The organism is Phenylobacterium sp., from assembly GCF_036821595.1.
Lineage (GTDB): Bacteria > Pseudomonadota > Alphaproteobacteria > Caulobacterales > Caulobacteraceae > Phenylobacterium.
This window is the reverse complement of record NZ_DAISJG010000005.1, coordinates 21,040-34,857: the sequence shown is the minus strand read 5'-3', so window position 1 is coordinate 34,857 and position 13,818 is coordinate 21,040. Positions and strand designations below refer to the sequence as shown.

At 69.7% G+C, this 13,818-nt stretch carries 15 protein-coding genes; 7 read left to right on the top strand and 8 right to left on the bottom strand.

Annotated features, from left to right (window positions below; genetic code table 11):
* Positions 1-63: 63 nt before the first annotated feature.
* Positions 64-342 carry a hypothetical protein gene (locus tag V7Z97_RS04325; protein WP_334161661.1) on the bottom strand — a complete coding sequence of 93 codons (279 nt, stop codon included), beginning with the start codon at positions 340-342 and terminating at the stop codon, positions 64-66.
* A 173-nt stretch (positions 343-515) separates the two neighbouring features.
* Entirely contained in the window at positions 516-1,385 is an 870-nt protein-coding gene (gene motA / locus V7Z97_RS04320; protein ID WP_334161660.1) for a flagellar motor stator protein MotA, read from the bottom strand.
* Positions 1,386-1,492: 107 nt separating this feature from the next.
* On the opposite strand from motA, the gene V7Z97_RS04315 reads away from it, so the two are divergent.
* Positions 1,493-2,809 carry an MFS transporter gene (locus V7Z97_RS04315; protein WP_334161658.1) on the top strand — a complete coding sequence of 439 codons (1,317 nt, stop codon included), beginning with the start codon at positions 1,493-1,495 and terminating at the stop codon, positions 2,807-2,809.
* Here V7Z97_RS04315 and V7Z97_RS04310 read toward each other — a convergent pair.
* Positions 2,806-4,110 (bottom strand): lytic murein transglycosylase, encoded by a 1,305-nt coding sequence (locus V7Z97_RS04310; protein ID WP_334161657.1) that lies wholly within the window; start codon positions 4,108-4,110, stop codon positions 2,806-2,808. The two genes, V7Z97_RS04315 and V7Z97_RS04310, sit on opposite strands and share 4 nt — an antisense overlap.
* A gap of 150 nt (positions 4,111-4,260) precedes the next feature.
* On the opposite strand from V7Z97_RS04310, the gene ykgO reads away from it, so the two are divergent.
* Positions 4,261-4,386, top strand: coding sequence for a type B 50S ribosomal protein L36 (ykgO, locus tag V7Z97_RS04305; RefSeq protein ID WP_111513452.1), 126 nt, complete (start codon positions 4,261-4,263; stop codon positions 4,384-4,386).
* Between the two features lie 12 nt (positions 4,387-4,398).
* Positions 4,399-5,031 carry an HAD family hydrolase gene (locus tag V7Z97_RS04300; protein WP_334161656.1) on the top strand — a complete coding sequence of 211 codons (633 nt, stop codon included), beginning with the start codon at positions 4,399-4,401 and terminating at the stop codon, positions 5,029-5,031.
* Here the strand turns inward: V7Z97_RS04300 and folE are convergent.
* Entirely contained in the window at positions 5,028-5,618 is a 591-nt protein-coding gene (gene folE / locus V7Z97_RS04295; protein WP_334161655.1) for a GTP cyclohydrolase I FolE, read from the bottom strand. The genes V7Z97_RS04300 and folE overlap by 4 nt on opposite strands.
* 133 nt (positions 5,619-5,751) lie before the next feature.
* Here folE and V7Z97_RS04290 point away from each other — a divergent pair, with 133 nt between their 5' ends.
* Together V7Z97_RS04290 and V7Z97_RS04285 are read left to right on the top strand one after the other, a co-directional pair.
* Positions 5,752-6,024 carry a DUF2312 domain-containing protein gene (locus V7Z97_RS04290; RefSeq protein WP_334161654.1) on the top strand — a complete coding sequence of 91 codons (273 nt, stop codon included), beginning with the start codon at positions 5,752-5,754 and terminating at the stop codon, positions 6,022-6,024.
* Positions 6,021-6,353, top strand: a complete 333-nt coding sequence (locus tag V7Z97_RS04285; protein WP_334161653.1) for a hypothetical protein — start codon at positions 6,021-6,023, stop codon at positions 6,351-6,353. The genes V7Z97_RS04290 and V7Z97_RS04285 overlap by 4 nt, the downstream gene beginning before the upstream one ends.
* A 1-nt stretch (position 6,354) precedes the next feature.
* Here the strand turns inward: V7Z97_RS04285 and V7Z97_RS04280 are convergent, their stop codons facing one another.
* Together V7Z97_RS04280 and V7Z97_RS04275 are read right to left on the bottom strand one after the other, a co-directional pair.
* Entirely contained in the window at positions 6,355-7,833 is a 1,479-nt protein-coding gene (locus tag V7Z97_RS04280; protein WP_334161652.1) for a sigma-54-dependent transcriptional regulator, read from the bottom strand.
* A 105-nt stretch (positions 7,834-7,938) separates the two neighbouring features.
* Complete coding sequence (locus V7Z97_RS04275; protein ID WP_334161651.1) at positions 7,939-8,556, bottom strand: hypothetical protein; 618 nt, start codon at positions 8,554-8,556, stop codon at positions 7,939-7,941.
* A 163-nt stretch (positions 8,557-8,719) separates the two neighbouring features.
* On the opposite strand from V7Z97_RS04275, the gene V7Z97_RS04270 reads away from it, so the two are divergent.
* On the top strand, positions 8,720-9,340 hold the full coding sequence (locus tag V7Z97_RS04270; RefSeq protein ID WP_334161650.1) for a hypothetical protein: 621 nt from the start codon (positions 8,720-8,722) through the stop codon (positions 9,338-9,340).
* A 134-nt stretch (positions 9,341-9,474) separates the two neighbouring features.
* A complete protein-coding gene (locus V7Z97_RS04265) occupies positions 9,475-11,613 on the top strand; it encodes a PQQ-dependent dehydrogenase, methanol/ethanol family (RefSeq protein WP_334161649.1) in 2,139 nt (712 codons plus the stop codon).
* Here V7Z97_RS04265 and rocD read toward each other — a convergent pair.
* Positions 11,610-12,830 (bottom strand): ornithine--oxo-acid transaminase, encoded by a 1,221-nt coding sequence (gene rocD, locus V7Z97_RS04260; RefSeq protein ID WP_334161647.1) that lies wholly within the window; start codon positions 12,828-12,830, stop codon positions 11,610-11,612. The two genes, V7Z97_RS04265 and rocD, sit on opposite strands and share 4 nt — an antisense overlap.
* A gap of 13 nt (positions 12,831-12,843) precedes the next feature.
* On the bottom strand, positions 12,844-13,716 hold the full coding sequence (locus V7Z97_RS04255) for a dimethylarginine dimethylaminohydrolase family protein (RefSeq protein WP_334161646.1): 873 nt from the start codon (positions 13,714-13,716) through the stop codon (positions 12,844-12,846).
* Positions 13,717-13,818: the final 102 nt, after the last annotated feature.

Here is a 13,818-nt window from a genome sequence, read left to right as displayed (position 1 = left end):
ATAGAAAGAGGGCCGCCCCCCAAGGGGAGCGGCCCTCTCGTAACGCGTTTCCGCGTGAGAAGCTTAGTGCTTCTCGGCCGGGGCAGCGGCGTCGGCGGCCGGAGCAGCCGGAGCGGCAGCGGCGTCGGCGGCCGGAGCAGCGGCGGCGTCGGCGGCCGGAGCAGCGGCCGAAGCGTCGGCGGCGGCGGTCGCAGCGGCGTCAGCCGGAGCGGCGGCCGGAGCTTCCGTGGTGGTTTCGGCGGCGGCTTCGGTCTTCTCTTCCGGCTTGTTGCAGGCGGCGACGGAGAGAGCGGCGACGGCGGCGCCGGCGACGAGCATCTTGCGGAGCAGTTCGGAGGTCATATCCCTGGTTCCCCTGATCGGAGTGTCAAAACACCCGCGGGCCTTTGCGGAGTCCCCGGGCGCGAGTCAGGAATATGCCGCGCTTCGCCCCCCGGGCAAGTCCTTTATTCACGGGTCCGTGATCACTTTTTTACCTTTCCGAATCCGGCCCGGCCGGGGGGAAAGGCGGGCGATCACGCCTCGTTCGGGATCGCGTTGAGCGCCTCTTCCAGCTCCAGGAAGCTGGGTTGTGCGCCGGAGGGCACGCTGCCGCGGCCGATCTCCACGGAGATCTGGGCGGCGTTGCCGTGCAGGTGGGCGACCAGCACGGACTGGATGATCCGATAGAAGGAGCCCTCCTCCTCGGTGACCTCCTTCATGCGCGTAGCCATCGGCCCCACCAGGCCGTAGGCGAGGAACACGCCCAGGAAGGTGCCGACGAGCGCGGAGCCGATCATCTCGCCGAGGACTTCGGGGGGCTCGGTGATCGCGCCCATGGTCTTGATGACGCCCAGCACCGCGGCGACGATGCCGAGCGCGGGAAGAGCGTCGGCCAGATTCTGCAGCGCATGCGGCGGCCCCATCGCCTCGTGATGGTGCTTCTCGAGCTGCTTCTCCATGGCGTCCTCGACCTGGTGGGGATCCTCCAGGTTCATGGTCATCATGCGCAGCGTGTCGCAGATGAAGTCGACCGCGAAGTGGTCCTTCATGATCTTCGGGAACCGCGAGAAGATGGTGCTCTCCTTCGGGTTCTCGATGTGGCTCTCGAGCGCGATGACGCCCTTCGACTTCATGGTCTTGGTGAGCAGGAAGAGCAGGCTGAGCAGGTCGCGGTAGTCGGAGGCCTTCCATTTCGGCCCGCCGAACACCTTCGAGAAGCCCGACAGGGTGCCCTTGATCACCGGCATCGAGTTGCCGATCAGGTAGGCGGCGACGCCCGCGCCGCCGATCGCCATCATTTCGTGAGGGAGGGCGTGCATGATCACGCCCATGTTCCCGCCGGAGATCAGGTAGCTGCCGAACACCAGGGCGAACAGCAGCACGATGCCGATGATCTGAAACATACTTCGCGGGTCCCCGTAGTCTCCCGGAACATGGCCGTTAATGCTTAATGGGCGGTGAGCGGCTTTCGGGTTTGCGCGCCCGCGGCGGGCATCTTAATCGATGGGCCATGTCCGCTCCGCCCGCCCCCCAACGCGACCTCTCGAAGCGGGCGTTCACGATCATCTTCGGCGTGTCCCTGGCCACCGCGCTGGGCAACACCGGCCTGATCAGCGTGCTGCCGGCCATCGGCCGCTCGATCGGGATTCCCGACCCCATGGTGGCGGCGGTGTTCTCGCTCTCGGCGCTGCTGTGGGCGCTGTCCTCGCCGTGGTGGGCGCGCGCGTCCGACCGCTACGGTCGAAAGCCGCTGATGCTGGTGGGGCTGTCGGGCTTCATGATCTCGATGATCGCCTGCGGCTTCGTGGTCAGCGCCGGCCTTCGGCACCTCGCCGCGCCGCTGGTCATCTTCGTCCTCTTCCTCTTCGCGCGGGCGCTGTTCGGCCTGTTCGGCGCGGCCTCGAACCCCGCCACCCAGGCCTATGTGGCCGAGCGCACCGCGCCGGAGAAGCGGACCCAGGCGATGTCCAGCCTGGCCGGCGCCTTCGGCCTGGGCACGGTCATCGGGCCGTTCCTGGCGCCGTTGTTCATCTTCCCCGTCCTCGGCTTGGCGGGTCCCCTCTTCACCTTCGCCCTGATCGCCGCGGCGATGCTGTTCGTGGTCTGGCGCTACCTGCCGGAGTCGCCCGTCGATCCCGAGGCCGCCCGCCCACGCCGCCCGGTGGTCGCCGGCGCCAAGCGCGACACGCCGATGTGGCGCGACCCGCGGGTGACGCCCTTCCTGATCTACGGCTTCGTGGTCGCCGTCTGCCAGACGGCCCAGGCCCAGACGCTGGGCTTCCTGATCATCGACAAGCTGAGCTTCACGCCGACCCAGGCCCAGGGCTTCATCGCCATCGCCATGATGTTCGGCGCGGTGGCGGGGCTCCTCGCCCAGTGGGGCATCATCCGGATGTTCGAGATGACGCCGCGCCAGCTGCTGCGCTGGGGCGTGGCCGTGGCGGCGCTTGGCAACCTGATGGTGGCGCTGTCGCCGGACTACTGGACGGTGGTGGCGGGCTATGCGGTCTCCAGCCTCGGGTTCGGCTTCGCCCGGCCCGGCTTCACCGCCGGCTCGTCCCTGGCCGTGGACATGGGCGAACAGGCCCGCGTGGCCGGCGCCATCGCGGCGGTCAACGGAGTCAATGTGGTGCTCGCGCCGTTCTTCGTCTGGCTCTACCAGCACTCGAACCCGGCGCCGTTCCTGCTGAACATGGCGCTGATGCTGGGGATGCTGGTCTACGCCTTCCGCAACAAGCAGCTCCGCAACGCCGACCCGAAGCCCGCCACGCGCGCCGACACCGCCATCGCCACCCTGGAAAAGCAGGACGAGGGCGGCGCGCCCTAGCTTGCGGCGCCGGCGGCCTGGGCCTCGGTCTTCAGCCGCTGCACCATCTCCGGCGAGAGGTAACCGTCGGCCACCAGGCCGCGGGCCTTCTGCCAGTTCCGGAGCGCCGTGCGCGTGCCCATGCCGACCACGCCGTCGGGTGCGCCGGGATCGAAGCCCAGCGCCGCCAGCGCCCGCTGGGCGGTCATGCGATCTGCCAGCGAGAGGGGCGTCTCGGCCGGCCACGGCTTCACCAGGTCGCCCTGGCCGCCGATGCGGTCGGCCAGCAGCCCCACGCCGAGCGCATAGGCGATGGAGTTGTTGTACCGGCGGATGGCGAAGTGGTTCGGGAACAGCAGGAATACCGGCCCCCGCGCGCCCGTGGGCGCGACCAGCTGGGCCTTGGCGGAAAGGTCGGTGTCGGCCCAGGGGAGGCGGTCAGCGCGCGTCACGCCCCTGTCCGCCCACCAGCCAGGCGTCTCGCGCGGGCCTTCCGTAAGGCTCCAGTCGAAGCCTGCGGGAACGGTGACCTCGCGCGCCCAGCTCTGCCCGCGCACCCAGCCGGCCTTGGACAGCAGGTTGGCCGCCGAGGCCAGGGCGTCGGCCGGCGAGGCCCAGATGTCGCGCTTGCCGTCGCCGTCGTGGTCCACGGCCGTGGAGGCGAAGGTCGTGGGGATGAACTGGGTCTGCCCCATGGCCCCAGCCCAGGAGCCGCGCAGGCGCGAGCGCGCGTGCTCGCCCGACTCGATGATCTTCAGAACCGCGATCAGTTCGCCCTCGGCCCAGCTCCGCCGCCGGCCCTGGGCCGCCAGCGTGGCCAGCGAGCGGATCACGTCATAGTCGCCCTGGATCGCGCCGTAGCCGCTCTCCAGCGCCCAGACCCCCATCAGGATCTCCCGCGGGACGCCATAGCGCTGCTCGATCCGGTCGAAATAGGGCTCGCTGCGGCGCTGCAGGCCCATGGAGACCCGGCCGCCGGTGACCACGCCCTTCAGATACTCCGAGATCGGCTTGGAGAACTCGGGCTGCCGGCTGTCCAGGTTGCCGACGCGGGGATCGGGGGTCAGGCCCTTCAGCTCGCGGTCCAACACCGAGCGCGAGACGCCGGCCTTTGTGGCCCGGCCGTAGAACTCGGCCGCCCAGGCGTCGAACACCTGGTCGCCGGAGACCACCGGCGGGATCACCGGCTGCGGCGCCGGCGCCGGGGCAGGCGCCACGGCCGGCGGCGGCGGCGTCACGGTGGGCGTCGGCAAGAGGGCCTTGTTGGCGGGGCTCGCGCACCCGGCCAGGACGTACAGGGCGAGAAGATAGCGGCGGCGCATCATGACCTTATCTAGTGAGCCGCGAGTCGGCGCCCAGTCACAACGCCGTCAGGGGCCAATGCGTTGACTCAGGCCCAGCCTCCCCGTATATGCGCCCGCTCTCTTGTTGAACCAGGACGCCGCGCGTCCGCGCACGCCCGAGAACAGGTCATGAAGGTCAGAAGCTCGCTCAAGTCGCTCAAGACTCGCCACCGCGACTGCAAGCTCGTGCGCCGCAAGGGCCGGGTGTACATCATCAACAAGACGGACCCGCGCTTCAAAGCCAAGCAGGGCTAAGCGCGCCGGCCGATGCCTGAGGCGGTTGGCCCCCAGGCTGTCGGCCCTAGGGCCGTTGTCTGGGACTTCGGCAACGTCATCGTGCGGTGGAATCCCCGCACGCTCTACCAGAAGATCTTCCCCGACCCGGCCGAGTGCGACCGGTTCCTCGCCCATGTCTGCACCATGGACTGGCACATGGCGCACGACCGCGGGGAGAGCTTCGAGGACAACATCGCTGTCCTCATCGCCAGGCATCCCGACCATGCGCCGGCGATCCGCGCGTGGCGCGAGCGCTGGTGGGAGATGTTCTCCGGCGCGATCCCGGAGACCGAGGCGGCCATCGAGGCCCTGGACGTGCGCGGCGTGCCCCAGTTCGGCCTGTCCAATATCCATCAGGACACCGTCGAGGGCACCTACGCCATGAGCCCGGCCTTCGGGCGGCTGAAGGACGCCATCATCTCCGGCCGGGAGCGGCTGACAAAGCCGGATCCCGCGATCTTCCGCCTGGCGGCGGAGCGGTTCGGCTATGCGCCGCGTGACCTGCTGTTCGTGGACGACAGCGCGAAGAACATCGAGGCGGCCCGCGAGCTTGGCTTCGACGTCCATCACTTCACCGACCCCGCCTCGCTGCGGCCGGCCCTGGAGGCCCGCGGTCTCCTCTAGGCGGGGCCGCCGCGGACCAGCTCGAAGAACTCCTGCCGCGTCCGCGGGTCGTCGCGGACCTCGCCCAGCAGGTGACTGGTGGTCAGCCGTGAGCCCGGCGTGTTCACCCCCCGCATGGTCATGCAGCTGTGCTCGGAGACGAGCACCACGCCCACGCCCTTCGGCTGCAGGATGTCCTGGATCGCCTCGGCGATCTCGGCGGTGAGCTTTTCCTGGATTTGCAGCCGGCGAGCGAAGCCGTTGACGACCCGCGCAAGCTTGGAGATGCCGACCACGCGGTTGGCCGGCAGGTAGCCCACGTGCGCCTTGCCCAGGAACGGCAGCATGTGGTGCTCGCAGAAGCTGACCACCCGGATGTCCTTCAGGATCACCAGTTCGTCGTAGCCGCCCACCTCCTCGAAGGTGCGGGCCAGGTACTCCCGCGGGTCGGTCTCGTAGCCGGCGAAGAGTTCCCGGTAGGCCTTGGCCACTCGCTTCGGCGTCTCCAGGAGCCCCTCGCGCGTGGGGTCGTCCCCCGCCCATTCGATGAGGGTGCGGACGGCGGCCTCGGCGTCCTGCTGCGTGAGTGGGCGTTTCTCTTCGGCCATCGGCTGCCTCCGCGTCGATGCGTCTCAATGGTCGGGCTTCGGCAAAGGTTCAAGCGACGGATGACACGGGGCCGGCCGGTGGCTAGGTTCCGCCGCTTTCCGAACCCCCGAGACTTGTGAGAGGCTCTCCCCCATGGCCGACGACGCCGCCGACGCCCACCCCGACGTGCTCAACCAGGCGGCCCAGGGCCAGCTGAAGAGCATCATCGAGCGTATCGAGCGCCTCGAGCAGGAGAAGTCCGAGATCGCCGAGCAGATCAAGGAGGTCTTCGCCGAGGCCAAGGGCAACGGCTTCGACGTGAAGGTGCTCCGCAAGGTGGTCCGGATCCGAAAGCAGGACCGCGCCAAGCGGATGGAGGAAGAGGCGATCCTCGACCTCTACCTCTCGGCGATCGGAGAGATTTGAAGCGCAAGGCGCCACCATCGCCCTTCGAGGCGCAGCGGGCGGCCGCCAGGCGCGCCGCCCTCAACGCCCTGAAACGCGCCCGCCGGACCGCCGAGAAGGCGGGCGTCGAGCTCTCCGACTGGGAGGGCGAATTCCTCGGCAGCGTCGCCGAACGCGTGAAGACCTATGGCCGCGCCTTCGGCGACCCGGAGAAGGGCGCCCGCGGCGAGGCGCTCTCCCTCATGCAGTCGGTGAAGCTCAAGGAGATCGCCGCCAAGGCCAAGGGCGAGAAGAAGCCGATGAGCCGGGGCAAGGGCTTCCGCCGGAAGCCGAAGGGTGGCGAAGACTAGGTCAGCCCTGCGCCGCCACCTGCTCGACCACGTCCTCCAGGCCCTGCTCCTTGACCTTGCGGTAGAGGGTGGAGCGACCGATGCCGAGGCGGCGGGCCACCTCGCTCATGTGGCCGGCGTAAATCCCGATGGCGAGCTGGATCAGGTCGCGCTCGATCTCCTCCAGCGTCCGCAGGTGGCCGCGCTCGTCCAGGATGCGCACCGGGGCGTCCTTCGGCATCTCGGCGACGAGCTGCTCGGCGGTCGGGATGGCCTGGGGCAGGGCGGTCGCCACCGGTTGCACGACCGACTCCGGGGGCGGGGCGGCGACGCCAGAGATGGCCGGGAAGTCGTGCGGAGCCAGATACGGGGCGTCTGACAGCACGATGGCGCGGTAGACGGCGTTCTCCAGCTGGCGGACATTGCCCGGCCAGTCGAAGGCGGTGAGGAAGCTCATGGTGTCGGGCGCGGCGCCGACCACGGACTTGCCCTCTTCCACGTTGAACCGGCGCACGAAGGCGTCGACCAGGGCCGGGATGTCTTCCTTGCGCTCGCGCAGCGCCGGCGCCTCGATCGGGAAGACGTTCAGGCGGTAGTAGAGGTCCTCGCGGAAGCGGCCCTCGGCCACGGCCTGTGAGAGGTCGCGGTTCGTCGCCGAAACGATCCGCACGTCGACCTTGATGGAGCGCTTGGAGCCGATCGGATCGATCTCACTCTCCTGCAGGGCCCGCAGCAGCTTCACCTGGATGTCGAGCGGCAGTTCGCCCACCTCGTCGAGGAACAGGGTGCCGCCGCTCGCCTCCTGGAACTTGCCCAGGTGCTTGTCGGTGGCGCCGGTGAAGCTCCCCTTCTCGTGGCCGAACAGGATGGATTCCACGAGGTTCTCGGGAATGGCTCCGCAGTTGACGGCCACGAACGGCTTGCCGGCGCGCTCGGAGGAGCCATGCACGGCCCGCGCGATCACTTCCTTGCCGACCCCGCTCTCGCCGGTGATCAGGATGGGGATGGACGACTTGGCGGCCCGTTCGCCCAGGCGCTTGACCATGGTCATGGCCGGCGAGGCGCCGATCAGGTCGTCGAAGGTGGTGCGGCCGGTGGCGTGCTTCTTCAGCCGGTCCACCTCGCCCTTCAGGGCGCCCATGGACAGGGCGTTGCGGATCGAGACGATGATCCGCTCCGGCGCGGCCGGCTTGACGAAGAAGTCGATGGCGCCGGCCTGCATGGCCTGCACCACGGTGTCGATCCCGCCGGTGGCGGTGACCACGATCACGGGCTGGTTGAAGCCGCGCGCGCGCATCTCCGCGAGCGTGTCCTGGCCGGAGATACCGGGCATGACCAGATCGAGGAGAACCACGTCGGCCTTCACCCCCGCCCCGAGCTTGCGGATGGCTTCGTCGCCGCTCTCGGCGTGGGCCACGGCGAAGCCTTCGCGCTCCAGGACAGCCTGGATCAGCCTGCGCTGGGTCGGGTCGTCATCGACGACGAGGACCGTCTTGGACATTGGAGAATACCCACCTCAATCGGACACTCGTCTCTTCTGGACGATGCTCTTCGTGGCCCGAATTGATACAGGCGGTGGGTAAAGGCCGAGTTTCGGAGACCCGAATCAGGGGTTAACGGCCGCGACCGTCTGGCTGTGACCGGCGAGCGCATCCGAGGGCCCGAAGGTCTCCGCCGGCGCGGCAGGCTCAAGCGGCGGCGGCGCGAAGTCGACGGGCTCCGCGGCGGGCGGGACCGTGGCCGTGACCGCGGCCGGAGCGGCGTAGGTGTCTGCGGCGGCGATGGTGGCTTCCGGCGCATCCTCGCACTGGCGCAGCTTGGCCTTCAGGAAGCCGCGACGGGCCCAGCCGGCCATGGCGGCGTCGGCGAGTTCGCGCTCCTTGCGGTCCACGCCGGTGATGATGCGGAACACCCCCCGGTAGGGGATCAGGCTTCGCGCGCCCTTCACCAGCAGGTCGCCGGCGTTGGTTTTCTCGACATCGGGCTCGTCAGCGTCGGGGCCGAGGATCTGGTCGAGCTGGGCAAGTTCCTGATAGGCCGCCTCGCAGTCTGCCGGCGCGTAGGGATCGGCCTTCACCTTCTTCAGCAGCTCGGGGACCTCGCTGGCGGTGAGGCCCAGGCCTTGCTGCTCACCGGGTTTGATCTCGGCCGCGGCCGGCCAGGCGGCCAGCGCCACGCCGGCCGCGGCGAGGGCCGCGATAAGGGGGCGGGTCGACTGGGTCATCGCCTTTTCGCATCTCCGTTGCGGACGCTCCTAAACACCCAAGCCGGTCAATGGGTTCACGGCCCGGCTTGGCCGCCTGGGGCGAACCAAACGCGGCCTTGGCGAGTTTGAGCCGCGCCAGGGGCGCCTCGCGTGGGGGGACGACACGAGAAGGAGAGACCCCATGACCAAGCACAACCGGACCGCCATGCTGGCCGGCGTGGCGCTGGCGATGAGCGCCGGCGCAGCCTCTGCACAGGCCTGGATGTCCATCAATGAACGGCAGGCTCGCCTCGACGAGCGCATCGAGGCGGGGATGCGCTCCGGCGACCTGTCGCGATCGGAGGCGATGTCCCTTCGGGCCGAGTTCCGCGACCTGATCGGCCTGGAGGCCCGCTACAGGGCCGGCGGCCTGTCAGCCTGGGAGCGGCAGGATCTCGACCGGCGTTTCGACCAGCTCTCGATGCGCATCCGCTATGACCGCACCGACCGCGAGCGCGGCTGGTTCGGCGGGTCCGGCTGGGCCGACGAGGGCGGCCGCTGGGTGCCGGTCGAGCGGCGCAAGGCGCAGCTCGAGCGCCGCATCGAACAGGGCCTGCGCAGCGGGCAGTTGACCGCCGGCGAGGCGGCGCGCCTGCGGGCCGAGTACCGCGACGTGGCGCGACTGGACATGCGCTACCGCCGCGGCGGCTACACACCCCGTGAGATGGCCGACCTCGACCGCCGCTTCGACGCGCTCGCCGCGCGCATCCGCTGGGAACGCAGGGACGACGACCGCCGCTACGGCTACAACTACCGTCGCTAGTGGATGAAGGGGGCTCCGGAGCGGCGCTCCGGGGCTCCCCCCGCCGCCTCGGTTGACGTGGCGGCGTGCTTGCCCGCCGCTCCGCTCCGGGCCTAACGTCTCGGCAAGGCCGGCAAAGGCCACGGGGAGGCGAGATGAGGATCAGGACCCTTGCGGTTGTGCTGGCGCTGGCCGGCGCGGTAGCCGCCTGTCAGAAGCCGGCGGCGACGGGCGGCCAGGTCGACGGAGCGCGGATCGCCGCGGCCGACGGCAACGCGGAGTGGCTCTCCTACGGCAAGGGCTATTCCGAGCAGCGGTTCAGCCCCCTCGACCAGGTGAACGCCGCCAACGTGGGCCAGCTCGGCCTGGCCTGGTATGCCGAATTCGACACCGACCGTGGACAGGAGGCGACGCCCCTGGTGGCCGACGGGGTGCTCTACACGACCACCGCCTGGTCCAAGGCCTACGCCTTCGACGCGAAGACCGGCAAGCAGCTCTGGGCCTTCGATCCGAAGGTGGAGGGCGCCAAGGGCTTCAACGCCTGCTGCGACGTGGTCAACCGCGGCGTCGCCCTGTGGAAGGGCCGCGTCTACCTCGGCACCATCGACGGCCGGCTGATCGCGCTGGACGCCAAGACCGGCCAGCCGGTCTGGTCCGTGCAGACCACCGACACCTCCAAGCCCTACACCATCACCGGCGCGCCCAGGGTCGTGAAGGACAAGGTGCTGATCGGCAACGGCGGCGCCGAATACGGCGTGCGCGGCTACATCGCCGCCTATGACGCGGCGACCGGCAAGCAGGCCTGGCGCTTCTACACCACGCCCAACCCCACCGGCGCGGCCGACGGCGCGGCCTCCGACAAGGTCATGGCCGAGAAGGCCGCGGCCACCTGGTCGGACGGGGAGTGGAAGAAGACCGGCGGCGGCGGCACGGTGTGGGACTCCATCGCCTATGACCCCACCCTGGACATCGTCTACCTAGGCGTCGGCAACGGCACGCCGTGGAACCACCAGCGCCGTTCGGGCGGCAAGGGAGACAACCTCTTCCTGTCCTCGATCCTGGCGCTGAAGCCGGACACCGGCGAGTACGTCTGGCACTACCAGACCACCCCGGCCGAGAGCTGGGACTACACCGCCACCCAGCACATCATGCTGGCCGACCTGAACATCGAGGGCCAGCCGCGCAAGGTCCTGATGCAGGCGCCAAAGAACGGCTTCTTCTATGTGATCGACCGGGCCACCGGTCAGCTGCTCTCGGCCAAGAACTACACCAACATCAGCTGGGCCACCGGCGTCGACCTGAAGACCGGCCGGCCGATCGAGGCGCCCAACGCCCGCTACGGCCAGGGCCCGGCGCTGGCCATCCCGGGGCCGCTCGGGGCGCACAACTGGCAGCCCATGGCCTACAATCCGAAGGCCGGGCTGGTCTACATCCCCACCAACGTCACGCCGTTCGCCTATACGGACGACACGGGCTTCACCTACAAGGACGGCGCCTGGAACGTCGGGGTGGACTTCCTCACCAATGCGCTGCCCACCGACGAGGCGACGCAGAAGGCCGTGGCGTCGATGATCCGCGGCGCGCTGGTCGCCTGGGACCCGGTGCAGCAGAAGGCGGTCTGGACCGTCGAGCACCCCTACTTCTGGAACGCGGGCGTGCTGTCGACGGCCGGCGGCCTGGTCTTCCAGGGCGCGGCCCAGGGCGAGTTCGTGGCCTATGACGCGGCCAAGGGCGCCAAGCTGTGGACCTACAAGACCGGCAACGGGATCATCGCCGCGCCAATGAGCTACCAGATCGACGGCGAGCAGTACGTGGCCGTGATGGTGGGCGCGGGCGGCGGCGGCCAGATCTCGGCCCCGGGCTTCATGCCGCAGCGGCCGAGGCTTCCCGGCCGGCTGCTGGTCTTCAAGATCGGCGGCCAGGCGACGGCGCCGCCGTTCAACGTGCCCGCCCAACCCGAGATCGACCTGACGGGCGTCAGTTCATCCGGCGACGTGAAGAACGGCTTCGCGGTCTTCCACCAGCAATGCCAGGTCTGCCACGGACCGAACGCGGCGGGCGCGTGGCTGCCCAACCTGCGGGCCTCGCCGATGCTGGCGAGCGCCGAGGACTGGAAGGGCGTGGTGATCGACGGCGTGCTGGCCCCGCGCGGCATGGCGAGTTTCGCCCGTTTCCTGACGCCCAAGGACGCCGAGGACGTTCGCGCCTACGTCATCCAGGAGGCGAGGAACGCCGCCGCCGCCCCCGCGACGGCGCAGGGGTCCAGGACGCCCGCGCCGCCGCCCAAGAGCTAGGGCAGGACCGCAGCGAACTGCTCGGCGATCCAGTCGGCCTGGCCGTCGGAGAGGATCAGCGGCGGGGCGATGCGGATGGTGTGGTCGTGCGTCTCCTTGGCCAGCAGGCCGCGGGCCTGCAGGGCCTCGCAGACCCGCCGCGCGCCTCCGGCCTCGGGATGGAGCTCCACGGCCAGCATCAGGCCGCGGCCGCGGACGTCCTTGACCCCGTCGGCCCGGATGCCGGAGAGCGAGGTCTTGAGGCGCTCGCCCACGCGGGCGGCGTTGTCGATCATGCCCTCCTCGGTCAGGACCCTCAGGGCCGCGCGCGCAACGGCGCAGGCCAGCGGGTTGCCGCCGAAGGTGGAGCCGTGCTCACCCGGGTGCAGGACGGACATGACCTCGGAGTTCGAGAGCACGGCCGAGACCGGGTAGAAGCCACCCGAGAGCGCCTTGCCGATCAGGGTGAGGTCGGCCTCGATCCCCTCGTGCTCCTCGGCGAGCAGCCTTCCCGTGCGGCCGAGGCCGGTCTGGATCTCGTCGAGGATCAGGATCACGTTGTGCTTCGTGCAGAGTTCGCGGGCGCGTTTCAGGTACCCCGCCGGCGGAATGATCACGCCCGCCTCGCCCTGGATCGGCTCCACCAGGAAGGCCACCGTATTGGGCCCGATGGCCTGCTCCAGGGCGTCGGCGTTCCCGTAGGGCACGACCCTGAAACCTGGGGCGAAGGGCCCGAAGCCGCCGCGCGAACCCGGATCGGTGGAGAAGCCCACGATAGCCACGGTGCGGCCATGGAAGTTGTCGGCGGCGACGATGATCTCGGCCTGGCCCTCCGGCACGCCCTTCACCTCGTAGCCCCACTTGCGGGCGACCTTGATGGCGCTCTCGACGGCCTCGGCGCCCGAGTTCATCGGCAGGGCCTTGTGCGACTTGGTGAGTGCGCAGAGCTCCTCGTAGAAAGGCGCGAGCTGGTCGTTGCGGAAGGCCCGCGAGGTGAGCGTCAGGCGCGAGGCCTGGGAGACCAGGGCCTCCAGGATCTTCGGGTGGCAGTGGCCCTGGTTCACGGCTGAATAGGCCGAGAGGCAGTCCATGTAGCGGTTGCCGTCCACGTCCCAGACGTAGACCCCCTCGCCGCGGGTCAGCACCACGTCGAGGGGCTTGTAGTTCTTGGCGCCGTAGAGGGCCTCGGTGGCGATCAGGTCGGCGGCGATCGAGCGTTGCAGCGTGATGTCGTTCATCGGTGTCGAGCCCCTATTCGGCGGCGATGGCGGAAGCTTGGGGGACGCTGGTCCGGTCGAGGCGCAGCGTCATGCAATAGGCGGCCCCGCCCGAGAGGATGAAGGGCGAGAGGTCCACCTCGACCAGCTGGTAGCCGCGCTGCTCCAGGCGGGCGCGCAGCGCCGCGGGCGCCTTGGCCATGACGATGGTCCGGTCGATGTTCACCGCGTTCACGCAGAAGGCGGCGGCGTCCTCGTCGGTGGCCTCGATGCGCTGCTCTTCGGGCACCCGCTCGCGGATCGTGGCGAGGGCGGTCTCGGTGAAGGCCGGTGGATAGTAGAGCACCTCGCCGCCCGACAGCGGGCAGAAGCAGGTGTCCAGGTGGTAGTAGCGCTCCGACGCCAGCTCCAGCGGGACCACCTCCTGGCCGAAGAAGCCCTGCAGGACGGCCAGCGCGCCGCGGCTCGAGCGGGGGCCGTAGCCAGCCCAGAAGAGCTGCCGGCCGAGGTCCCAGATCGCGTCGCCCGCACCCTCGTGGAACAGGCCCTCCGGCAGGTCCATGATCTCCTGCACCACGCCGCGCGTCTTCAGCTTGCAGAAGGCCGAGCGGAAGATCGCCTCCTCGCCCTGCCGCTCCGGATGCCGGAAGCGGGCCAGGAGGACGCGGCCGTCGAGCACCACGGCGGCGTTGGCCGGGAACACCAGGTCAGGCAGGCCGCGGGCGGCCTCTACCAGCTCGACGCGGGCGCCGGCGGCCTTCAGCGCGGCCTTCAGGGCGTCCGACGCGGCCTTCGCGGCGGTGAGGCAGCCTTCGCGGTCGGCGCGCCACGCGGTGGGCTTCATCCAGGGATTGATCTGGTAGCAGACCTCGAAGTGACCGGGATCGGTCATGAGGAAGAGCGCCATGCGAACCCTCCAGCAATTGACCCTCAGAAGGATCGCCCAAGGCGGCGCTAGCGAAAAGCGGACAACCTGCTACTTTTCGCTAAAGGCCTTGTCGGAATGCCA